The following is a 24324-nucleotide window of genomic DNA, read 5'->3' on the forward strand; positions in this document are numbered from 1 at the left end:
GATGGGGAAAATTCGCAAACTCGATGACCAACTCTCTAACTTAATTGCGGCAGGGGAAGTAGTAGAGCGCCCTGCTTCAGTCGTAAAAGAACTTGTGGAAAATTCTATCGATGCGAATAGTACATCTATTGAAATCCACTTAGAAGAAGCTGGGTTATCGAAAATTCGTATCATTGATAACGGTGATGGTATTGCAGAAGAAGACTGTATCGTCGCTTTTGAACGCCATGCGACGAGTAAAATTAAAGATGAAAACGATCTGTTTCGCATAAGAACACTCGGTTTCCGCGGTGAGGCATTACCGAGTATTGCCTCTGTTAGTGAATTAGAATTAATTACTAGCACAGGTGATGCGCCTGGTACACACCTCATAATTAAAGGTGGAGATATTATCAAGCAAGAGAAGACTGCGAGCCGAAAAGGAACAGATATTACAGTACAAAACTTATTCTTTAATACACCAGCGCGTCTTAAATATATGAAAACCATTCATACGGAGCTCGGGAATATTACAGATATCGTGTATCGTATTGCAATGTCACATCCAGAAGTATCGTTAAAACTGTTTCATAATGAAAAGAAATTGCTTCATACATCAGGTAACGGTGATGTAAGACAAGTACTTGCATCGATTTACAGTATTCAAGTTGCGAAGAAGCTTGTTCCAATTGAAGCTGAATCTTTAGACTTTACAATTAAAGGCTATGTAACATTACCAGAAGTAACGAGAGCATCTCGTAATTATATGTCAACGATCGTAAATGGTCGTTACGTTCGAAACTTTGTACTAATGAAAGCAATTCAGCAAGGATACCATACATTACTGCCAGTCGGCCGGTATCCAATTGGCTTCTTATCGATTGAAATGGATCCAATGTTAGTTGACGTTAACGTACATCCAGCGAAGTTAGAGGTTCGTTTTAGTAAAGAACAAGAATTGCTAAAGCTGATCGAAGAAACATTGCAAGCTGCATTTAAAAAAATACAGCTCATTCCAGATGCAGGCGTAACAACGAAGAAAAAAGAAAAAGACGAAAGTGTGCAAGAACAGTTCCAGTTTGAGCATGCGAAGCCGAAAGAACCATCTATGCCGGACATTGTTTTACCAACTGGCATGGATGCAAAACAAGAAGAACCGCAGGCTGTGAAACAGCCACCACAACTGTGGCAACCGCCGAAACAAGAATGGCAACCACCACAGTCGCTCATAAGAGAAGAACAAAGTTGGCAACCATCCACTAAACCGATAATCGAAGAACCAATTCAAGAAGAGAAATTGTGGGACAGTAATGAAGAGGATTTTGAACTAGAGGAATTAGAAGAAGAAGTTCGGGAAATAAAAGAGATTGAAATGAACGGGAATGACTTACCACCACTTTATCCAATTGGACAAATGCATGGAACATATATTTTCGCTCAAAATGATAAAGGCTTATATATGATTGACCAGCATGCCGCGCAGGAACGTATTAATTATGAATACTTCCGTGATAAAGTAGGAAGGGTAGCGCAAGAAGTACAAGAGTTACTTGTACCGTACCGTATTGATCTATCTCTTACTGAATTTTTACGTGTCGAAGAACAGTTAGAAGAACTAAAAAAAGTTGGGCTATTTTTAGAACAATTCGGCCATCAATCCTTTATCGTCCGCTCGCATCCAACATGGTTCCCGAAAGGACAAGAAACAGAAATTATCGATGAAATGATGGAGCAAGTTGTTAAACTAAAAAAAGTGGATATTAAAAAGTTACGTGAAGAAGCAGCCATCATGATGAGCTGTAAAGCATCCATTAAAGCGAATCAATATTTAACGAACGATCAAATATTTGCCTTACTGGAAGAATTACGTACAACAACAAACCCATACACATGCCCACACGGAAGACCGATTCTTGTGCATCATTCTACTTATGAGTTGGAGAAGATGTTTAAGAGGGTTATGTAGAGTGAATAAATTATATTTCAAAAGGGAGCAACATTTACTGTTGCTCCCTTTTCATATGTAGATTTAATAGTTAAACGAGAATATGGTGGAGTAATTTTACAGTTTATTTCTTGGTCGTGTTAGCTTAAATTTATCTATGTATAAAAAAGCGCTGTATACAGCACTTTTTAAAATGTGCATGAATTGTATCATTACTAACTAAATAACTATGCATGGTTGAATGTTGCTTCTTATTTGGCTAATTGTTATAAAGGTCTATACAATTATTTATTTTTATTATTATTGATTTTTTCAGTGTATAGAACTTGCTCTTTATAGTGCTTCTTAATTGGAAAGTTATGTGTACCTGTCCCGTTCTTGAATTTTTTGTCAATGGGGTTCTTTAGAGGAACTGTTGTAGTTTCAGTAAATTCATATGGGTAATTTATTTTAGATTTATCTTCAAACATGAAAATGCCTCCTTTTAGGATCTCCTAAATTCTTTACTATAACATGATATGCATATAGATATTTTTTGGACTAGTTATTTATATAGGTTAATGGAATTTAATTACATAACTACTGAAACATTTTAAAGGAAAACAATTTGAGAAAGAAATGGTATGAATAGCTGTTGGCTCCTATTGTTGTTTTTTTGTTTGACAGCACAGTGAATTATGTATATAAATTCAATATAGATTGTTTTTATAATATGGTTTATATGGGGTTTTCCTGATAATATAATGTGGAATATTATAGTGTTATTAGGTTATTAGGAACATTTAATGCTGTTTCATAACTGAAAGGGAATTGAAAAAAAACTGAAACTTTTCTCATAAAAATTCAATCTAACTTGAAAAATGAAAGGAAAATGAAATTTTCCAAAAGATATTCTTTGTTAAGATAAAAAGCATACATACAAAAAGTATTGACATATCTTAAAAATGTATTTTCAAGATATAGTGGGGGAAAAGATGAGATTAGAAAAACAATTAATAAAAAAGATGTATTATGAAACATTCCTAATGGAGAATGAAACAAAACCAACTCTTGACGTACTTGGACAAGCTTATGTAAACGAAGAAAAAAATGAGATTTCTGATGGGTCTTATATTCGTTTTGCACAAGGTGAATTTTATTATCGTCATCAAGATTTTGAAGCAGCTATTTTTAAATGGGAGAAGGTTAGTAATGAATTAGCACCATGGGCACAAAAAAATATTGCGGATGCTTATTTCGAACTGAATCAGTTATCATTTGCTGAAAATATTTATACTTCTATTACTACTGATAATAAAATATTGATGACCGAAATTAGACTACAATTACTTTCTCTTTACATTGAGCAAAATAATTTTGACTCAGCTTTCGGTGTTATTAAAGAAGCAGTTTCTTTAAATCCTGATTATCCGAATGTCACAAAAATTGCCCGTTCCTTTTATGAGGAACAGCAAGATTTTGATAGTGCAGTAGAGCTTGCTGTGAATGAGTTAATTCGCATAGAATCGTATCCTTGGTTTGAGGTGTTAAAAGGATATATCGATAAAGGGTTTACTAAACATATTTCACCAGACTATTTTTATGATGCATTAGCTACATTAAATAATGTAGATCAAGTACAATTTACGCAAATGGTTTCATCACTCTGGAACAGTTATAAAAATGAAAAAAATTACTTATTGTGGCTTAACACAATAAATGAATTTTTCTTACATATTGAAATACATTCGTCCGATATATGGAACAAAGTTTCTGCTCTTTACGAAGAAACGTACTTTGCATTAATTCAAGGTCAATATACGCTTAGACAATTAAACGATATCATACCAAATCTGTTAGCAAATTGGTTAAAGGTAGTCAATCCATCTTATGCTGTATTTCCATCTGCAGCTGTATTGGCATGGGATGAGATTTTCCCTTCCAAAATAGATTCAGCAAATATAGAACATGCGGAAAACTTACTGTCACATTCTATTAATCATGTAAATGGCTTAGAGTACAGCTTACACCTTTTTGAATCTATTACACAGTGGGCACAAAAGCAGAATATAGAAATAGGTCACCGATTTAAATGGTTAGTTGACGAGCTCGCAGATTTAAGAACAAATCGTATTTTAGTAACGGGAACTTCAGGGAACGGAAAAACTACATTTATTAACTCTATATTAGGAGAAAATATATTAGAAAAATCAATTTCAAATGTAGTAGTTTTAAAAAATGATGCTCATATAGAAATAAACGCTATAACAGACTCAGCAATTACAACAACGGAAGATGTCTCTGATTACCATAATATGATGTCTCAGCACCATCAAACATATAGAGATAGAGCGTGTGTTGAATTTAAATTACCATGCAGATTTTTAAATGAAAATAAACTTACATTTGTAGTGACACCTGGCTTTAATAGGAATAACGACACTAGAGATGAGATATTCGAATATTTAAATTCTGTAGACGAATTACTGTTCGTATTGAATGCGGATTCACCTTTTACTGATAAAGAACGTGACATTCTATTAAGTATTCAAGAGCATACGCCAAATTTACAAATTCATTTCTTATTAAATAAAATCGATAACATTTACAGTGAAGCAGAAGTGAAAAGGGTATTACATGATACGGCAACGAGAATAAACACATATTTCCCGTATGCGAGAATTTTCCCTTATTCCTCGTTATATACAAGTAGTCAACAATTAAATGATTTAACTGAGTTTATTCATTTTAACTTTAATCATAAAAATATCGATGCAGAACGTACTGAAAAGTTATTATTTTTCATTCGAAAAACAATTACATATCTTTTGGATAAACGTGTTGAGAAAGAAAATAATCTGGTGGATGCTATTAATTGGAATGAAGATATGCTAGTGAAACTAAACGGTAGCATTAATAACCTTACTACATTTGAGAGGGAAAAAATTCATTTCATTACACAATCATATCGTTCAATGAAGACTGAAATTACAAATGATCTTACTGAAAATATTCCGAAGATATTAAAGAGCTGTTCTAATTTAATTAGTGAAGAAAGTGATTTCGGGCACATGGATACGGAACTAAATAAAGCAATGAATGAAAGAGTGCATAAATATTTAGAACAAACTGTGTTACCTAATCTGGCTCTTTCTATGCAAAATTGGATTGCAACTTCTAATAATGAGCTTCTTCAAAGTCAAACGTATTTAGAAGAACTTAGTGAAGGGCTTAATTCACTATTTGGAGAAAATAGAATACAGTTAGAATGTGACTTTAAAGTACTTGATGACTGGCGCAGAGATACTGACAGGATGACGACTAGAATACAAATGGATGAAGTAAATATTTTACGTCGATTTACGCCAGCACAATTTTTACTGAAAAGTGCCGGTAAATTATTTGGAGTTCTTCCTAAAAATAAATCTATGCTATATAACAAATACAAACAGTATGTAGAAAATGAAGATTATACTGAAGTAACGGCTTCTATTATGAAGAAATTTTTCTTGCAATTTGAGCTGTTTGAAAACACACAAGAGCGAGATATTAATATATTCTTTAGGAATCCATTTAACTCCTTAAAGCAAGCTGTAGAAAACACGCATTTAGAAATACAAGAAAAACAAGAGATATTACATAAGATGAAATCAAATCCTGAAATCTATCACGATTCTATCATGCTCTTTGAATTGAGATTGCGTCAATGTGAAGTGATTTTAAATATAGATGATAATAATACTTTTGCGGATGTAGTTTTAGAAACAAGCGTAGAATAAAAAATCTGATGTGTTATAAGAAAGTAAAAAGGAGCAACTGTAATAAGTTGCTCCTTTTTCATATAGATTATTTTTCTGTTTCTTTAATTTTAGTTTGTACTTCGCCAGTTTTAATTTTATTACTTTCTGAGAAACGTAATAAATCGCCTTCAATAATTTTGTCAGACATTCGTAATTCATTTTGTGCACGTTTAATGAGGGCTTGAGCTTCTTTTTTTGGTAAATCTACAATTTCACCTGTTATACGGTCGTAGAAAGTGTTGTTTTTGTATGCATACTTATCTGTAACGAAGCTACCATCACGTAAAACAACAAAGCCAGTATATTCATCTGAAAACATATCATGGCCAAAACGGATATCATTCGTAGAATCAACACCTAATAAATTTAGAATAGTAGGCTTCATATCGATTTGTCCCGTAGGCTTTGAAATAGTTTGACCTTCTGTTTGTCCAGGAATATGAATATATAAAGGTGTACGTTGTAAATTTAAAGTATCAAATTCTGTTATTTGATCTTTTTCTAAAAACTGTGCCATTGCACGATTATGTTTTTCGGAAATGCCATAATGATCACCGTATAACACAATAATAGAATTATCGTAAAGCCCCTCGGCCTTTAGACGTTCAATAAATTTTTTAATGGATTCGTCTAAGTAACGTGCTGTTACGATGTAACGATCAAATACGCCATTACCAGAGTTGTATGGTTCAATGAATTTTGTATCTTCATCATACGTAAATGGATAATGGTTTGTTAAAGTAAGGAAACGAGCATAGAATGGTTGATTAACAGTTTTTAATATATCTACTGATTGATCAAAGTATTCGATATCTTTTAATCCCCAATTTAAATTTGTTTCTGGCGTGATTTTGTAATCAAGTTCATTATAGTAACGGTCATAACCAAGAGCGGAGTACATAATATTACGATTCCAAAATGTTGCGTTATTCGCATGAAATACAGAAGTGAAATAACCTTGCTGACGTAAAATTTCTGGAGTTGCAGTATAATCATTGTTACCGTGTGTAAAGAATACAGCTCCTCGATTTAATGGATACAACGACGTATCGATTAGAAATTCAGAATCAGATGTTTTCCCTTGACCAGTTTGATGGAAAAAGTTATCAAAGTAATAACTTTCATTTATGAATTCATTTAGGAATGGTGTAACTTCTTGCCCGTTCACTGATGCGCCTATTAAGAAGGTCTGCAAGGATTCAAGAGTGACGACAATTACATTTTTTCCTTTCGCTGCACCAAACATATTAGGGTTTGGCTCGCTTTGATTTGCTTTTACGTAGTTTTCAGTTTCTTGTAATTTACTACTATCAGCAAGTGCTTTTTGTGACCCAGCTTTTACTTGCAGTGTTAAGTCATATACTTGGTGAGTATATAAGCCTAAATTTTTGACAAGCATGACTCGGTCGAATGATCTTGTTAATAATTCAGGGCGCTCTTTTTCTGCAAGATGTAGATTCGCAAAGAATACACCAATCGTTAAAAGAAAGTATAACAAGCGCGTAGAATGAGTTACACGTTCTGTTTTAAAGACCAATGATTTCTTTTTTAATAAAATAAAGAAGAAAACAATGTCTACGAATGCGAGTATAATTTTGTAGTTTAATATTTCTATAATACTGCCGCCTAATTGGCCAAAGTTTGAGGTTTGTCCAAGTACTGGTAATGTAACGAAATCATTATAAAAATCATAGAACATTACATTTCCAACAAGCACGATTGTTAATAAGAAATTAATACAGAGCGCTATATAATTTCGCTTTTCACCAGTTGCAAATAATGCTAATCCAACAAATGCTAATGATGCGGCTAGAGGGCTAATAAACAAAATGAGCTCTTGCGTCGAAGACTCGATTTTTAAATCAAAACTGAATCGCGTAATAAGATATGTTTTTAACCATACTGCTAAACCCATTATTATAACAAAACTTATATTTTGTATTTGTAAATTTATTTTGTTCTTCATTTTTACACCTTCTTTATATAATTTATTTAACTAAAGTTATATATTATGTTTTTATAACTATTAGAGTGTAATGAACCATTTAGACTTTGTTTTCTAAAGGGAATAATTTGAAGTATTCATATATATAATGGGGTTTTTTAAAGCGTAGTAGCATAAATATAACTCTTTTTGAGAAACGGGCAGAACAAGTCATAGTTGTAGTGAAATTGACTTATAGACATCCTACCATATTAAACACTATGATGATGTTACAAAATATCGAACAAATAAAAGTGAAAATGGATAGAGACTTTTAAAACGGTTGACATTCAATTTATTAGAATTGAATGTCAATCGTTTTAAATATACAGTTATATTACATATGTATTTTGTAAAATCAAGATTTTTTGTCTGTTAATCATTAGCCGTGAAGGGTAGGGGACTTATTAATATACTTTTACTATATAAGTAAAGTGTTTTGAAATTGAAAATATTTGATTGACATCTTAATGATAAAAATTAAATGTCAGATAAGTACTTTCCAACATACAGACCACTTGCAGCTGCTTGAGATAATGAATGCGTAACGCCTGAACAATCTCCAATTAAAAATAGCCCATGTACACTAGTTTCAAAATGATTATTAATTTTTATCGTAGGAGCATAGAACTTTCCATCAATTCCATATAGTAAAGTATGTTGATCGATAGGCTCTTGTATAAATTGTTCTAAACGTAATAAAAATTCTTTTAGCCCTTCAATATATAATTGAGGAATTTCTTGATTCAAATCTCCATAATCTCCCTGTAGTGTAGGTTGTATACGATTATGTTCCATGCTGTTTTCCACCGTAGGTTGTTTCTTTAGTAAGTCCTCTAAGCGCTGTATAACAATCCGATCTCGTCCTTGGTTAATGCCTTGAATAATTGAACTTGCGTATACATTTGCTTCTTTGAGAGTTGGAAAATAGCGAGGAATAAATAAAGTGAAATTTAAGTTAGAAGTGCCAGTTCCTTGCTCTCGAAAATTTTGACCGTCAGGCATAACTAAACCTTCTTCGTACTTTCGAATGATGCGTCCTTTTGGATTCATACAGTAAGTAGTTGCTATGAAATGCTCACCTTGATAAGAAAGTTTTGTTTCAAAAGTATCTTTTAATATAGAGCGTAATTGATGTTCTTTCATTTCTACTCTAATTCCTAAATCTACACGTGTTTGCTCCTGAGAAATATTTAGGGAACTGCACATTTCTTTTAACCAATCGGCTCCAGAGCGCCCAGTTGCTAATACTAGTTGCTTAGTTTGAACTGTTCCTTGATTTGTCTCTATTGTAAAATGATCTTCCTGTTTCAGAATATGTTGTACATCTATATGAAATTGGATCTTTATTTTCGTCAGTAAAAATTCATAGAGCTGCTGAAAAATGTTACTGGAAAGTGTAGTACCAAGATGTCTTACTTCTGTTGTTAGCATTTGTAAACCACACGCTTCAGCTCTCTTAGTGAGACTTGAATTTTCAGTAGAATATTTTGAAACCGAACTTCCACCAAACTGACATAGAATTTCATCTACTTCAGCCATGAGTTGTATAAAACCCTCTTTACCGACTTTCTTCTCAAGTTCTCCGCCAAATCCGTTTGTATAATTAAATTTCCCTTCAGATTTGCCTAAACCACCAAACCCGAAATATTTATCACATGTAGTACAATTACACACTTTTCCTTCGTCTAAAGGACAATGGCGATCTTCTAGCGCTTTACCTTTATCAAGAATTAAAACTTTTTTGTTACTTTTAGCTAGTGAATAAGCCATAAAAATGCTACTTACTCCAGCGCCGATAATCGTAACATCATACATATTCTTCCACCTGCTAACGAATAGTTTGTTTTTTATTTTTCTAGTGTATAACAATTTTATGAAGTTAAGAAATAGCTTTTATTAATAAAGTGGGAGTTTTTGAACTTGATGCTTTATTAATTTCTACGAGTGGTGGAGTAAATACAAAAATTTTTATTTGAAAGAAAAAATAGTTTGAAAAATAACTATGTCATATGATTAATAACATCTTACATAGAAAAAAACAGACCTTTTAAGTGAAAAGGTCTGTTAATGATTTTAAATCTTATTTAGCAAACACATGGTTACCAATTACTGCTACTGTTTGACGTGTCGTAATCCACTTGTCTGTTGATGTTTTTGGATTGTAGAAATAAAGCCAGTCAGAATGTACTCCATTTGTGGAGATAGCCTCTTCTACAGCCATTTTTGCTTCTGCGCTTGCAGGCTGATTAATTCTTCCATCTGTAACAGGAGTAAATGCATATCCGTATTTAATAGGTTCATAAATAACGCCTGTTATTGTATTTGGAAAACCTTTTGCATTTACACGATTTAGTATAACTTTCGCTACTGCTACTTTTCCTTTATACGATTCGCCACCTGCTTCAGCAGTAACTAAGCGTGCCATTAAGTCTTTTTCTTTTTGTGAAATGCTTGAGTTGATTTTTAAATGTTGTCCTGTATAAAGCTTGTTTCCGACTGTATTGTTCATTTGTTTTATAGATTGGACAGTGACATTGTAACGCCTTGCTATCGTTTCTAATGAATCTCCCGGTTGTACTTGATAAATAATTTGTCCAGAAATGTTCGCTGGCTTGGCGTTTTGAGGAACAGTGATTTCATTTGATTTCACGGACCCTGGAATATGTAACTGTTCGCCAATAAAGGTTTGATCGTTTCCTTTATTATTAGCCTGTTTAATGGATTGTATTGAAACTCCGTATTGTTTACTAATGCCCCAAAGTGTATCGTTCTTTTTTACTGTATGAATGGTAGAAGCTTCAGCTGTGCTTTGACTACATACGAATGTAATTGCAGCTGCAGATAAAGGGATTATATGTTTTAGTTTTAGTAATTTCATTGTAAATCCTCCTAAGAAAAAATTAAGGTGAAACTATTAAGTAATGTAGTTTGAAATGTATATATGCGTAATATATTAATGTAAGTATATTAGCACATATAAAATAAATAATCACTATAAGTTTCATATTCGTGTAGTGTAGAGTCCGAATATGAAATATTGCATATGAAAATACATTGAAGTTCATATTTCTGATTACTATAATCTATTTAGTAGAAAGGGAATACGTTATAGAAATAAAATCATTATAGATTAATATAATAATTAATTATTAATAGGAGGATTAATGGAATGAAAATATTTCAAAAAATGTGTGCGTCAACTGTAATGATTACAGCACTTTTAGGAACAGGAGGTACTATCAATAGTGTACATGCTGATTCTATAGAACAGCAGATTAAATCAGGGATAGAACAAGAAACAGATAAGCAAATCATTGTAAAATTTAAAGCGGATTTGGATTTGCCATATGAAGATGGTATTGAAAAACAAATACAATCTCAAACGAATGATAAAGTAATAAAAGATCTTTTGACAGAATATCCAGATGTAACATTTACTCGTTTATTCACATCTGTAAGCCCGGAACAAATACAAAACCTTGAAGTGAAAGCACCTAATCATGTATCTACAAGTTTATTAAACTACTATATTCTTCAAAATCAAAATAGTGGGTATGAAGAAGAAATAGTAGATAAGTTAAAGGCATCTTCTTTAATAGAAGATGCATATATGAAGAGAAAAGAGAAAATAATGCCACCTGAAGTGCAATCATCAAGTGTAGCTCTTAATCCTAGTAACAATCCTAGATTTAAAAAGCAAGGTTATCTTGAAGCGGCCCCATACGGTATTAATGCGCCTTTCGCCTGGGAAATTCAAGGCGGTAATGGAAATGGTATCACTTTTGTTGATATGGAATACGGATGGCTATTAAATCATGAGGATTTATTACATCAAAATATTGAATTAATGTCTGGAAGAAATATAGATCAGCATGTCGGTCATGGGACGTCTGTACTAGGAATTGTATCCTCTGAGGACAATGAAGTCGGGAATATTGGGATTGCGCCAAAAGCGAAAGCAAAGGTTATCTCTCAAATAAGAGATAACGGACAGTATAATACGGCTGATGCAATATTAAGCGCTGTAAATCAGTTAGAAGCTGGGGATGTTTTATTGTTAGAGGCGCAAGCATCTTTCGATGGATATGGTGATAAATATTTACCTGTTGAAGTACAACCAGATATCTTTGATGCAATTCGTGCTGGTACAGATAAAGGGATTGTAATTATAGAGGCTGGAGCAAATGGGTGGAATGATTTAGACCAGTTCAAAGATAGAAAAGGTAAGCAAGTCTTAAATCGTAATAGTAAAGATTTTAAAGATTCGGGTGCAATTATGGTAGGCGCTGGCTCTTCATCTTTCCCTCATGAACGTATGTGGTTTTCGAATTATGGAAGCCGTATTGATGTGTACGGATGGGGAGAAAATGTAGATACAACTACAGCTGAACAAAGTAGAAGTGCTGTAAATCTTTATACTTCAAGCTTTAGCGGAACATCTAGTGCTTCGCCAATTATTGCTGGGGCAGCGACTTTAGTACAAAGCATTGCTAAAGAAAATTTAGGACAACCATATAGACCTAGTGAACTAAGAGCAATATTAAGCAACCAGAGCACAGGAACAAAATCTAAAGATCCATATGCAGATAAAATTGGTGTTTTACCAGATTTGAAGTCTATACTAGTAAACTTAGGCTATGAACAAAGAAAACCAAACGGTGGGAATGAATTACAAGTAACAGAAAATGAACCAAATAATGATCCTAGACAGGCAAATAAAGTTAACTTTCATACACCGGTGAAAGGAACGCTACATAATAGTGATAGAGTAGATGTATTTACTTTCCAAATTGACTCGCCGGAAAATATTAATATTTCTCTACTAAATGAACAAAATATCGGAATGACATGGGTACTTCATCATGAATCAGATTTAAATAACTATGTAGCATATGGTGAAAATGAAGGCAATGTAGTTAAAGGAACTTATAATGCAAAGCCAGGTAAATATTATTTATACGTCTATAAATATGAGAATAAAGATGGTTCATACGTATTGAACATAAAATAAGTAAAAGGAACTTCAGATGAAGTTCCTTTAAATTTTTCTAATTTAGTATATGTGAATGATTTTTTAACTTTACTTCTATGCAATATTTCATATTGATGAAATGTTATTTATTTTTTCTGAACTAGCTTATATTATATTCAATAAGTTTGATATAAAAACAGAAAAAGAGAGGGATAATAATGAGCAATAAGAAGTTAATTTTGAAATTATTCATATGTAGTACAATATTTATCACATTTGTATTTGCTTTACATGATAAGCAAGTAGTTGCAGCTAGCTCTGTTAATGAGCTTGAAAATTGGTCGAAATGGATGCAACCTATACCTGATAATATCCCGTTAGCACGAATTTCAATTCCAGGAACACACGATAGTGGGACGTTCAAGTTGCAAAATCCGATTAAGCAAGTATGGGGAATGACGCAAGAATATGATTTTCGCTATCAAATGGACCATGGAGCTCGCATTTTTGATATAAGAGGACGTTTAACAGATGATAATACGATAGTTCTTCATCATGGGCCATTATATCTTTATGTAACACTGCATGAATTCATAAACGAAGCGAAACAATTTTTAAGAGATAATCCGAGTGAAACGATTATTATGTCTTTAAAAAAAGAGTATGAGGATATGAAAGGGGCAGAAGATTCATTTAGTAGTACGTTTGAAAAAAATTATTTTGTTGATCCTATCTTTTTAAAAACAGAAGGAAATATAAAACTTGGAGATGCTCGTGGGAAAATTGTACTACTAAAAAGATATAGTGGTAGTAATGAATCTGGAGGATATAATAATTTTTATTGGCCAGATAATGAGACGTTTACCACAACTGTAAATCAAAATGTAAATGTAACAGTACAAGATAAATATAAAGTGAGTTATGATGAGAAAGTAAAATCTATTAAAGATACAATGAATGAAACGATGAACAATGGTGAGGATTTAAATCATCTATATATAAATTTTACAAGCTTGTCTTCTGGTGGTACAGCATGGAATAGTCCATATTACTATGCCTCTTATATAAATCCTGAAATTGCAAACCATATAAAACAAAAGAATCCTGCGAGAGTAGGCTGGGTAATTCAAGACTACATAAATGAAAAGTGGTCACCATTATTGTATCAAGAAGTTATAAGAGCGAATAAGTCATTAATAAAAGAATAAAGATGATGAGAGTGAGAAGCGATAAAATATATCGCTTCTTTTTATTTTCCAATAACCAACATTAGAGATACAGTGTATCTTGTAAATGGAACAATTTTCGAGTTATCTCAGTTGATGTTTCATTATGAAAAGACTAAACTTTTAAATTGAATTAATTTTAAATGAAAAATTATCGTGTGAAAAAAGCAACTGGTCCTAAGTGATCAGTTGCTTTTTATTTTTAAAGTGGATGAGTAAAAAAACACGAAAGTGGTTGGTCCGCTTTTTACAAACATCTATTATGATAAGAGAAGAAAGGTAGTATGTTATCAACGTTTTAAAGAGGAAGGTTTTTATGTAAGTTCTTTCATTAAAATAGATGGGTCTTAGAGAGGTGAAAAGACAATGAGTTTTGCAATTTCACTAGTCGTTATTATTGTAATTGTATCGCTATTTGGGACTGTACTAGTTGCAAGAAACGTGGAGGAGAATTACGGAAAGTCTACAAAGAGAAATGTGAAAAACTTATCAACTATTTATATTATCCTTCTTTTCGTACTACTTGTTGGAGTAACGTGGTATGCAGTAGTGATTTAATAGTTTTTAAAGAAAAAGGTTAATATTGTGTATGATGGAGGAAGATGATTTTGATAAAAAATGAACGTCACGTTTTAATTGTTTTTCCGCATCCAGATGATGAGTCATATTGCGTGGCGGGTACAATTTTAGCTTATGTCCAGCGGAATGTTCCTCTAACTTATGTTTGCTTAACGTTAGGTGAAATGGGGAGAGCGATGGGAAATCCTCCTTTTGCAACACGTGAATCATTATATGCTATAAGAGAGAAAGAACTAAAGAGGGCTACAAATATTTTAGGTATTAAAGATTTACGTATGATGGGATATCGTGATAAGACCCTTGAATTTGAAATTCCTGGAGAGTTAAGACGTGTAATACAAAAATGTGTAGAAGAATTGAATCCTTCATTGGTCATTTCTTTTTATCCGGGATATGCAGTTCATCCAGATCATGATGCAACAGGAGAAGCGGTGGCTGCGGCTTTAGCTACTATTCAGGAAAATAAAAGACCAACGTTTTATGCGGTAGCTTTTTCAAATAATCATGAAGTGGAAATAGGTCCGCCACATTTTAAAAATGAAGTGAAAGAATATGTTCCAAAAAAGCTAGAAGCATTGCAAGCACATGCATCACAGTTTACGACTAAAGTAACAGAACTACAAAGAGAGTATGAAGATGGTGTACCGGAAACAGTCGAGTGGTTAGAAAGAGAACCGTTTTGGATATATTCATTCAAAGATAAAAATAAGTGATGCTACAGCTGAAGGTGATGAATATGTATTTTGTATATAAGAATCGAAAGTTTTTTTATAATATAGAAGGATCAGGTCCAGTCATATTGTTTTTACATGGGCTTGGAGGAAACGCAAATAATTGGTTATATCAAAGGCAATATTTCAAGAAAAAATGGACAGTGATCTCACTTGATTTACCAGGGCATGGAAAATCTGAAGGGCTAGAAATTAACTTTAAAGAATATGTAAATGTTTTGTATGAGTTATGCAATTATTTAAAGTTACAAAAAGTAGTCATTTGTGGACTTTCAAAAGGGGCTAGAGTAGGGGTTGATTTTGCTATCCAATATCCAGAATGTGTTTCTAGCTTAATTATTGTAAATGCATTTCCCTATTTGGAGCCTGAGGATCGAAAGAAGCGGCTTGAAGTATATGATTTGCTTAGCTTACATGATAACGGGAAAAAATGGGCGGATACATTGTTGAAGGCGATGGGAGTAGCGAATAATGAAGTAATTGTCAGGGGATTTTATCAATCTTTACAGTTTATTAATCCGGTGCATATTCAAAGATTATTTGCTGAATTAGTAGATTATGATCAAAGACCATTTCTTTCGAATATTACATGTTCCGCTTTAATTATAAGAGGGGAAAATGATGATTTTGTCCCCGAGAAATATGTAAGAGAGTTTGAAAGCCGTTTGAAAAATACAACTTTTATTGAGTTTAAAAATAGTGGACACTTACCTTATTTAGAAAAGCCAAGTAGCTTTAATGTGACAGTAGAAAGATTTTTAAATCATGTAATTAATTAATACTATTATTACAGTCAATACTGTTATTAGTGAGTAAAATATAGTTAGTTTTGAGAGGGGGCAACTATATGGAATGGAAACCAAATCGTGTAGATAAGACACCTGTATATAAACAAATTGCGGATTATATTGAAAGAGGCATTTCTTCAGGGGAATTTCCTTCTGATAGTAAGTTACCTTCTGAGCGTATGTTAGCAAAGAAATTACAGGTGAACCGGAGTACAATAGTAGCTGCGTATGAAGAATTAAAATCACTTGGAGTAGTAGAACGACAAAAGGGAAGCGGAACACGGGTCAATACAGACATATGGGGTGTCTCACATAAACGAATACCGAACTGGGGTAGGTACGTGGAGGATGGATCGTTCTTACCTAACGTACCACTCGTTCAACAAATTCGAACGGAAACACAAAAAGATGATTTAATTAATTTAGCAAGTGGTGAACTGTCACCAGAATTAATTCCAAGTGATAGATTTCGAACAATTTTGTCGGAGAAAACATTTATAGAAAATCTCGGCTATGACCATCCACTTGGAAATGAGATGTTGAGAAAAACAATTGCAGCACATGTTCAGCAATATAAACAAATTGAAGCAGATTCAAGCTCTATTCTTATTACGTCTGGAGCACAACAGGCGCTTAATCTTATCGTTCAATGTTTATTAAAACCTGGCGATGCGATTGCGATTGAAGATCCGTCATATTGTTTTTCGCTTCCAATGTTTAAATCGGCCGGTTTAAACATATTTCATTTACCTGTTGATGAGCATGGAATGAATCCAGATGACTTAATCGATTTGCACAAAAAGCATCGCATTCGTATGGTATTTTTGAATCCAGATTATCAAAATCCAACAGGTACTGTGCTTTCATTAGCGAGACGTAAAAAAATTTTAGAACTGTCTTCTGAGTTCGGTATACCAATTGTAGAAGATGATCCGTATAGTTTAATTTCTTTTAATGGAGAAGTGAACCCGACATTAAAATCAATGGACCAAAATGGAAATGTTCTTTATATAAGTTCATTATCAAAAATTGTTGCATCAGGATTACGTATTGGATGGATAATTGGTCCTACACGTGTAATTGAGCGTTTAGCAGATGCAAAGCAACAAGTTGATTTTGGCCATAGTGTATTTACGCAGTGGGTAGCAAATCAATTTTTAGAATCAAAGGATTTTCATACACATATTACGATACTTCGTGGACAATTGAAGCAAAGAAGAGATGAATTAATTGCAGAGCTTGAAGGAACATTGGGCGACCGAGTTGAATGTTTCGTGCCAGAGGGTGGAATACATGTATGGTGTAAAGTGAAAGGAAAGTTTGATGAATATCACTTATTAGGTGAATCTATACGGAATGGTGTCGCATTTGTTCCGGGCAGTGTTTTAGGTTCGAAAAATGAATATATACGATTTACGTTTGGTAGAGCGAATATAGAACAAATTCAACTTGGAATTAAACGGTTTGCCGACACGCTAAATGAAATTTCATAATATGGATGTGTGATAGTGAAATGAGGGAAAGAAATGAAGTACGTGATGCTTTTACTTCAAGTAGGCGTGCTATATATATTTAGCTTAGTGGGTACGTGGATTCAGGGAATATTCCATCTATCAATACCGGGAAGTTTAATAGGGATGTTAATGCTGTTCCTGCTCCTTTCCACTCGCATTTTACCGTTAAAATGGTTTGAGTTAGGTGCGGAAAAGTTAATCGTATTTTTACCGTTATTTTTAATCCCTTCGACAACAGGGCTGATGGAATACGGGTCTTTTCTTTTCAGTAAGGGGAGTATTATATTCCTTTTAGTAGTTGCAAGTACTGTAGTAACTTTGATTGTTTCAGGGTATATAAGTCAATTATTAATAACAACAAAAAAATAAAATCGACAAGGTGCACGATTCAAATGGTCTTAATTATTATTACTGTAGCAATTTATTTCTTGGCGACAAAGCTATATAAAAAATTTACGTTTGCATTTACGTTACCGGTGTTAACAGTTACGGCAATTATGATTTGTTTATTTTTCATTTTTGGTATTTCTCATCATGAGTATAGGGAAAATGGAGGAGACATTCTTTCAAGCTTATTGAGCCCTGCAATTGTAGCATTAGCCATACCTCTATTTAAAGAGCGAAAGATACTTATGAAAAATTTTTTATCGATACTTATTGGAGTAGTGATAGGTATAGTGGCTGTAACGAGTATGAATGTAGTGATTGGCGGAATTTTAAATATAGATAAGGAACTTATATTAACTACTTTACCACAGTTAGCAACGATGCCTATTGCCCTATCATTATCGGATCAAATTGGTGGTATTCCATCTATGACTTCTAGTTTTGTAGTTGTTGCAGGAATAACAGGTGCTATGATCGGACCAACAGTACTTAAGTTTTTCCGTATAACAAGTATGATTGGAAAAGGAGTCGGGATGGGGTGTGCATCACATATTATTGGTGTGAGCCGTCTCGTGAAGGAAGGCGAGAAAGAGGCGACAATCGGTTCGGTGACGATGATTGTAACTGGAATACTCATTAGTATATTCATACCGTATGGAACGAAATTTATATTTTAAAATGTAATGGAGATGATGAAAATGACAACATGGTTTATAGTTACATTATTTATTTTTGGCGCTCTTAAAGTGCTAGTTTCTAGTATGCCCACTTCTGTTGTAGAATCAATTATTAGTAGATTTGAATTGCATCAAAAGCTTGAGGCGGAAAATACTTCTATATCGATAGATGGAAAAAATATAGAGGGAGAAATGAAACTACAAGTTATTCATGAATTTAATGAGGCTTTGTTTTTAGATAAACATTATTTCCCGCCGCACGGAGAAGGGACACCAATAGTCATTGATACGAAGAAAGGGAATAAAGAGATTAGATTTTCTCTATATAGCTATGAGGAACATGTTGATGTCATTAAGCAATATAAGAAGAAAGTCGTTGCCTATCGTTTACGCTCTAAAAGCCTTCAAACATTGGCACCATTAGCAATAACGGAAGAGTATGCTTAAGAAGGGACCTATAATGGTCTCTTTATTTTTTTATCCAATTATATACGTTCCAAATAAAAGAATGAAAAATCATATAACCAAATAAAGAATATGTATGGTTCCAATTCGCGCTATGTACAAATAAACCTAAACTTTCAGCAATCTGTTCAAAAAGGCTAGCACAAATACCGATTGAAATAATAAATAAAATTCTAGAAACTTTAGATAATTTTTTTGAAATGTGTATAAAGATAACTGTTAAAATCGGCAGTACGAACAATGTAAAAGCTATATTAACCGAAAATGTGGATGAGAAGGGCCTAGCCGGAAAGGAATATATTTGTTTATGAACAAAAAAGGCATCTAAGCAAGTTCCAATAATAGAAGAGAGAAAGATTGTAACTACTAATGCTAGAAACTCATTCTTCTTCTCGGAGGAGGACATTTTTCTTTGCGAGAATGGCGAGTTCAATTTTTTCGAGTGTTTTGCAGTAGTCTTCTGTAATTTGTCCATTTATATTTTCCTCCTTATCAACTAAGTAATTTACAACTTGCCAATCGGTAAACCAATCTTCACTGTCAACTTCTTCATGCTTCATATCTCGCCATGCATAGATGAGTGCAGGGCTGTATATGCGATAAGCGCCATTTCGTAACTGGCATTTCTTTATTCGGCGCTTATAAAACTCACGGGAAAAAGATTCATTTACACTTGAAAATAAATGGGGCCAGTAATCTTTCCTTGATCCTGTATGTGGATGGTGTTGAGCCCAGCTTATTATTTGAGATAAAACATGTGTATCTCGAAATAATAATGAGTACAATCTTTTTCCAATTAATATCCGTTCATGTAAGGAAGTGAAATGTTTCATTGTATCACCAAATAGTAATACTTTTTGTTTCTTATCATTTTCGTAGAATGGGAAAAGAATATGATTAAACTGAAAGAAATCAAAGAGTTTAAATCCAATACTATTTAGTACAGTCTTTTTAAATTGTACATTTTGAATCACTCTTTTTTCTAAGTAGTTTTGTTCATTAATAATAGTTGCAATCGCTAAAGTTTTTTTGTTACCTGTTTTCCAAAAATGGTTCCACATCGTTTCCATAAATGTAGAAACATTTAGGTGAGAAAGAAGGTGAAATAACTTTTGTGATCTCTTTACACTTTGTTCGTAAAGTAAAAATTGAGGGTATACATCTTGGAAAATAAGCCAATTCCCTCTTTCTAAAAAAGAAAAAAATATGAATTGATCTTTCTCTGATAAAATTCTCGTATATAAATCACCCTTTAAATCAGTCATATTCCAACCGCCGTTACGTGATACCATATGTCCAAGCAGTGCCCAATGTATTTCTGGATATTGAATGTAAAATTGGTAGTATGCGCGTGTTCTTGTAACATTATTTTTATTTAGCTGTTCTGTTTGTATTTTTATTTTGTTGATGATGAGTTGTTCTTCTTTCGTTAATTTATACATGGTGTCAGAAGGAATAAGCTTGCTTTTTTGTTTTAATTCATTTTTTACGTCGAATAGGGAGAGAGGCAGTGCTTTGGAAGGTCCGTTATATGTATGATTTGAATTGCTTCGGTCCATTCCGTTACCTCCCTTTTTCATAAATTTAAACATGATTATTGGCTATGAATCATTCTATTTATTTTATTACGAGTATAAGAAATAAATGAGCGGTGTTTTTTTACAAGGAATTTATTTATCATGCAAACAGTATAAAAAATCTTACTGTTGTGAGGTGAAATGAAAAACAGAAACTATGTTTAATAGTTTCTGTTTTTTTATTTTGTCAATTAAATGTAACAAACGACGATTATGATTTGAATCAATTGAAAATAATTCAATAAATATTATTTAAATTGAGATGTTTCGTAGGAGGAAAAAGAATGTTAAATAAAATAATTTTAATTACTGGTGGGACAGGTTCGTGGGGGCATGAACTTATAAAACAACTATTAGAAAAATCACCGAAAGAAATTAGAATTTTTTCAAGAAATGAAACGGTTCAGTTTGAAATGCAGCAACAGTATATAAATGATGATAGGTTAAAATTTATTATTGGAGATATTCGTGATAAAGATCAACTAGTCTATGCTTGCCAAGGTGTACATTATGTGTTCCATCTTGCAGCTTTAAAACATGTTCCAGTATGTGAGTATTATCCTTATGAAGCTATAAAAACCAATATACATGGTACGCAAAATGTAATTGAAGCCTCTATACAGATGCAAGTTGAAAAAGTTATATATGTTTCAACGGATAAAGCAGCCGATCCATCAAATACGTATGGGATGACAAAAGCAATTGGTGAAAAATTAATGGTTCATGCGAATATACAAACGAAGAAAACAAAATTCATTTGTGTTCGTGGTGGAAATGTTTTAGGAACGAGTGGAAGTGTAGTACCGCTTTTTAAACAACAAATTAAAAAATCTTCACAAGTAGGGATTACCGATGCCAATATGACTAGATTTTTCTTAACAGTTGAAGATGCTGTTGGATTGTTATTTAAAGCCGTATATCAAGGTAGAGGCGGGGAAATCTTTGTTATGAAAATGCCGGCATGTAAAATAACAGATTTAGCAGAAATATTAATTGAAGATTCAAAAAAAGAAAATATTAAGGTGAAAGAGGTAGGGATAAGACCGGGTGAAAAATTAAGTGAAATGCTTCTATCTGAGGTAGAGAGTAAAACAAGTATAAGTTTTGATCAAAATTATTTTGTGGTACTACCGACGATTCCTATAGAAGGACTTCAAGAATATTATTCTAGCTATCCGCTAGTGGATGTGAAGAGTTTTAGTTCTCAACAAGACTTGCTTGCAAAACATGAGGTGAAACAAATGCTATTAAAAGGAGGGTTTTTGCGATGAAAAAAAATGCGAGCCTTTTAATAACTGGTGCAAATGGTTTCACAGGACGCCATGCTTGCCACTATTTTTTAGAGCAGGGCTTTCATGTAATTCCTATGTTTCAAAATCGTGCACATAGAGAAAAAATTAGAAATGGTATTACGTGTAATTTAACTAATAAGAGCGAAGTAATGAAGGTAATGAAACAAATAAAGCCAGACTACGTATTGCATTTAGCAGGAAGGAATTCGGTTATAGAATCTTGGACAGCTGCTCTTGAGTATATAGAGATTAATGTAATAGGAACGTTATATTTATTAGAAGCAATTAAGCAAGAAGCCTCGCATTGTAGAACATTAGTTATAGGATCTGCTTTGCAAACAGATAGTATGAACGAAATAAAAATTTCAAATCCATATAGTTTAAGTAAAACGATGCAAGTCATTATTGCAGAGGCTTGGGGAGGATTAATGGATTCAAATATTATCATTGCAAAGCCCTCAAACTTAATTGGCCCAGGGGAATCGAATGGCATTTGTTCGATTCTCGCAAAGAAAATGATAGATATAGAATCAGGTAGAAGTAAAGCCATTATTGAAGTAAACAGTTTGAAAGATAGTAGAGATTTTCTAGATGTACGTGATGCGATTAAAGCGTATCATGTGTTATTACGAGATGGAATAAATGGAAAACAATATAATATCGGATCAGGAGTAAAACGATCTTTATTAGATGTACTAGAACAATATAAAGAATTAACACAGCTAAATTTTTTTATAGAGGAAACAGAGAAAAGTGGGAGCGACTCAAATGAGAGTTTAGCAACAGAGGAAATAAAAAAGTTAGGTTGGATCCCAGAAATTGAATTTCATCAATCATTAAAAGATGTACTTGAGTATGCGAAGTGTAGTGACATCTGCATGCAATGAAAAACAAAAAAGGGTGTAAGAAATATATGAATGGTTATGAAGTAATAGATAATCAAAATACGCTATTTCTTTCAATTGTTGATACGCTGGACTGGAGAGATGAGGAAGCGCATGTATTGCTTATTTATGAGGCAATACATAAATATCAAGCGTATGTAGAAGAAAAAAGGGTTAATCGAATAAAGTCAGCATTAGAGACGGAAACTAGGTATGTGATTCAAATCTTTGCTCAATACGAGTGTAGTGAGTATGGAAATGATTTTTATGAACTCATTAACGATCTTTTACAAGATATAGGGGTGGAGTTAAAGATTTGTATAAAAAATAATAAGTTTATTTACATTTAAAAGGTAAAGAGAAAGCTAGATTTTTAATAATAAAGGTGGGTATAGGTTATGAGCAAAACGATTCTTTTTACTGGGGGCGGTACAGCCGGACACGTTATGATTAATATTGTATTAATTCCTAAATTTATAGAGAAAGGCTGGAGAGTCGAGTATATTGGATCCAAAAATGGAATTGAAAAATCATTAGTGCAAAATGTTAAATACAATAGTGTTTCAACGGGAAAGCTTAGGAGATATTGGGATTGGGAGAATTTTAAAGATCCTTTTAAAATTATACGCGGTTGTTTACAAAGTTATAATTTAATTAAGAAAACAAAGCCTGACGTTATCTTTTCAGCAGGAGGATTTGTTTCAGTTCCTGTAGCTATAGGAGCATGGTTAAATCGTGTGCCTATAATTATACGTGAACCAGATAGCACATTAGGGCTTGCCAATAAAATAGCATTACCTTTTGCTACAAAGCTATGCACAACATTTCCTCAGACAGGAGAAAATGTAAGTAATGAGAAGAAGGTTTATGTAGGACCAATTGTAAGGGAAGAAATTGAGAAGGGTAACGTATTACGAGGAAGAAGATATTGTGAATTTCAGCAAGATAAACCAGTATTATTAATTATGGGTGGGAGTCAAGGTGCTAAGTGGATAAATGATATGGTAAGGGAATGTGTAGATACAATACTATTAAACTTTAATATTATTCATATATGTGGTAAAGGGAAGGTAGACCCATCTATTGGCATGGAGGGATATATGCAATTTGAATATATAGGCGACGAGTTGCCGCATATACTAAATATGGCAAGTGTTGTAGTTTCTAGAGCGGGTTCTACTGCTATTTCTGAATTGTTATTTTTGAAGAAACCGATGTTGCTTATCCCGTTAACTAACAGTTCCAGTAGGGGAGATCAAGTTTTAAATGCTGAATATTTTTCACGGCAAGGATATGCGGAAGTTATACTCCAAGACAGAGTAAGTACGAATACATTTATACATGCAGTAAATAAGTTGTATACAAATAAGGAGAAATATATTCAAAACATGAATGGATATAAGAAAACAAATGATGAGGGAATTCATCAAATAATAGATATAATAAATGAAGTGGTGAAGTAATAGAAATGTAAATAGAAAAACAAAAGGAAAGAAGGTATCTTCTTTCCTTTTTGCTATATTTGTTCTAATTAGTTATGTA

Annotated in this window: 21 protein-coding genes and 1 pseudogene; 16 read left to right on the forward strand and 6 right to left on the reverse strand. The window is 33.0% G+C overall.

The features are described from left to right. Window position 1: 1 nt before the first annotated feature. Window positions 2-1945, forward strand: coding sequence for a DNA mismatch repair endonuclease MutL (mutL, locus tag M1D66_RS08610; RefSeq protein ID WP_242555102.1), 1944 nt, complete (start codon window positions 2-4; stop codon window positions 1943-1945). A gap of 263 nt (window positions 1946-2208) precedes the next feature. Here mutL and M1D66_RS08615 read toward each other — a convergent pair whose 3' ends face one another. Next, entirely contained in the window at window positions 2209-2394 is a 186-nt protein-coding gene (locus M1D66_RS08615) for a hypothetical protein (RefSeq protein WP_000461138.1), read from the reverse strand. 504 nt (window positions 2395-2898) lie between these two features. On the opposite strand from M1D66_RS08615, the gene M1D66_RS08620 reads away from it, so the two are divergent. Continuing rightward, entirely contained in the window at window positions 2899-5682 is a 2784-nt protein-coding gene (locus tag M1D66_RS08620; RefSeq protein ID WP_049107479.1) for a dynamin family protein, read from the forward strand. Window positions 5683-5749: 67 nt separating this feature from the next. On the opposite strand, the gene M1D66_RS08625 is transcribed toward M1D66_RS08620, so the two are convergent. The 3 genes from M1D66_RS08625 to M1D66_RS08635 form a co-directional block, all read right to left on the reverse strand. Beyond that, window positions 5750-7669, reverse strand: a complete 1920-nt coding sequence (locus M1D66_RS08625) for an LTA synthase family protein (protein WP_000791014.1) — start codon at window positions 7667-7669, stop codon at window positions 5750-5752. A 498-nt stretch (window positions 7670-8167) separates the two neighbouring features. Continuing rightward, window positions 8168-9505, reverse strand: a complete 1338-nt coding sequence (locus tag M1D66_RS08630; protein ID WP_000272403.1) for an NAD(P)/FAD-dependent oxidoreductase — start codon at window positions 9503-9505, stop codon at window positions 8168-8170. Window positions 9506-9770: 265 nt separating this feature from the next. Then, the gene (locus M1D66_RS08635; RefSeq protein WP_000771175.1) at window positions 9771-10568 is read right to left on the reverse strand and encodes a cell wall hydrolase; all 798 of its coding nucleotides are present in this window, start codon (window positions 10566-10568) and stop codon (window positions 9771-9773) included. A gap of 291 nt (window positions 10569-10859) precedes the next feature. On the opposite strand from M1D66_RS08635, the gene M1D66_RS08640 reads away from it, so the two are divergent. From M1D66_RS08640 to M1D66_RS08685, 10 genes and pseudogenes are all read left to right on the forward strand, one after another. Further along, on the forward strand, window positions 10860-12701 hold the full coding sequence (locus M1D66_RS08640; RefSeq protein ID WP_000689205.1) for a S8 family peptidase: 1842 nt from the start codon (window positions 10860-10862) through the stop codon (window positions 12699-12701). Window positions 12702-12880: 179 nt separating this feature from the next. Beyond that, window positions 12881-13870, forward strand: a complete 990-nt coding sequence (gene plcA / locus M1D66_RS08645; protein ID WP_000066287.1) for a phosphatidylinositol diacylglycerol-lyase — start codon at window positions 12881-12883, stop codon at window positions 13868-13870. A 60-nt stretch (window positions 13871-13930) separates the two neighbouring features. Continuing rightward, window positions 13931-14020 (forward strand): annotated as a pseudogene (locus M1D66_RS08650) (GntR family transcriptional regulator); the annotation flags it as partial. Window positions 14021-14254: 234 nt separating this feature from the next. Beyond that, complete coding sequence (locus M1D66_RS08655) at window positions 14255-14446, forward strand: hypothetical protein (RefSeq protein ID WP_000006467.1); 192 nt, start codon at window positions 14255-14257, stop codon at window positions 14444-14446. Between the two features lie 53 nt (window positions 14447-14499). Continuing rightward, window positions 14500-15180, forward strand: a complete 681-nt coding sequence (bshB2, locus tag M1D66_RS08660) for a bacillithiol biosynthesis deacetylase BshB2 (protein WP_041184041.1) — start codon at window positions 14500-14502, stop codon at window positions 15178-15180. A 23-nt stretch (window positions 15181-15203) separates the two neighbouring features. Continuing rightward, window positions 15204-15977 (forward strand): alpha/beta fold hydrolase, encoded by a 774-nt coding sequence (locus M1D66_RS08665; protein ID WP_242555103.1) that lies wholly within the window; start codon window positions 15204-15206, stop codon window positions 15975-15977. A 68-nt stretch (window positions 15978-16045) separates the two neighbouring features. After that, window positions 16046-17479 (forward strand): MocR-like pyridoxine biosynthesis transcription factor PdxR, encoded by a 1434-nt coding sequence (gene pdxR, locus M1D66_RS08670; protein ID WP_000454992.1) that lies wholly within the window; start codon window positions 16046-16048, stop codon window positions 17477-17479. Between the two features lie 33 nt (window positions 17480-17512). Beyond that, window positions 17513-17869 (forward strand): CidA/LrgA family holin-like protein, encoded by a 357-nt coding sequence (locus M1D66_RS08675; protein ID WP_000878381.1) that lies wholly within the window; start codon window positions 17513-17515, stop codon window positions 17867-17869. A gap of 23 nt (window positions 17870-17892) precedes the next feature. Continuing rightward, window positions 17893-18564, forward strand: a complete 672-nt coding sequence (locus M1D66_RS08680; RefSeq protein ID WP_000242942.1) for an LrgB family protein — start codon at window positions 17893-17895, stop codon at window positions 18562-18564. A gap of 21 nt (window positions 18565-18585) precedes the next feature. Further along, window positions 18586-19011 carry a YfmQ family protein gene (locus M1D66_RS08685; RefSeq protein WP_000214623.1) on the forward strand — a complete coding sequence of 142 codons (426 nt, stop codon included), beginning with the start codon at window positions 18586-18588 and terminating at the stop codon, window positions 19009-19011. Window positions 19012-19033: 22 nt separating this feature from the next. Here M1D66_RS08685 and M1D66_RS08690 read toward each other — a convergent pair whose 3' ends face one another. Further along, the gene (locus M1D66_RS08690; protein ID WP_033683151.1) at window positions 19034-19435 is read right to left on the reverse strand and encodes a CBO0543 family protein; all 402 of its coding nucleotides are present in this window, start codon (window positions 19433-19435) and stop codon (window positions 19034-19036) included. Further along, window positions 19410-20588, reverse strand: coding sequence for a DUF2515 domain-containing protein (locus M1D66_RS08695; protein ID WP_000376164.1), 1179 nt, complete (start codon window positions 20586-20588; stop codon window positions 19410-19412). Before M1D66_RS08695 ends, M1D66_RS08690 begins: the two co-directional genes overlap by 26 nt. Window positions 20589-20890: 302 nt before the next feature. On the opposite strand from M1D66_RS08695, the gene M1D66_RS08700 reads away from it, so the two are divergent. The 4 genes from M1D66_RS08700 to M1D66_RS08715 are packed head-to-tail and all read left to right on the forward strand — an operon-like array spanning window position 20891 to window position 24245. Beyond that, window positions 20891-21877: a UDP-N-acetylglucosamine 4,6-dehydratase family protein gene (locus M1D66_RS08700; RefSeq protein ID WP_000932595.1), complete on the forward strand. Its 987-nt coding sequence runs from the start codon at window positions 20891-20893 to the stop codon at window positions 21875-21877. Next, window positions 21874-22785: an SDR family oxidoreductase gene (locus tag M1D66_RS08705; RefSeq protein ID WP_000739082.1), complete on the forward strand. Its 912-nt coding sequence runs from the start codon at window positions 21874-21876 to the stop codon at window positions 22783-22785. The genes M1D66_RS08700 and M1D66_RS08705 overlap by 4 nt, the downstream gene beginning before the upstream one ends. After that, window positions 22782-23132, forward strand: a complete 351-nt coding sequence (locus tag M1D66_RS08710) for a DUF6572 domain-containing protein (protein ID WP_080353266.1) — start codon at window positions 22782-22784, stop codon at window positions 23130-23132. Before M1D66_RS08705 ends, M1D66_RS08710 begins: the two co-directional genes overlap by 4 nt. Before the next feature lie 48 nt (window positions 23133-23180). Beyond that, window positions 23181-24245, forward strand: a complete 1065-nt coding sequence (locus M1D66_RS08715; protein ID WP_000047564.1) for an undecaprenyldiphospho-muramoylpentapeptide beta-N-acetylglucosaminyltransferase — start codon at window positions 23181-23183, stop codon at window positions 24243-24245. Window positions 24246-24324 lie beyond the last annotated feature (79 nt).

It is taken from the genome of Bacillus sp. PK6-16 (assembly GCF_056530295.1).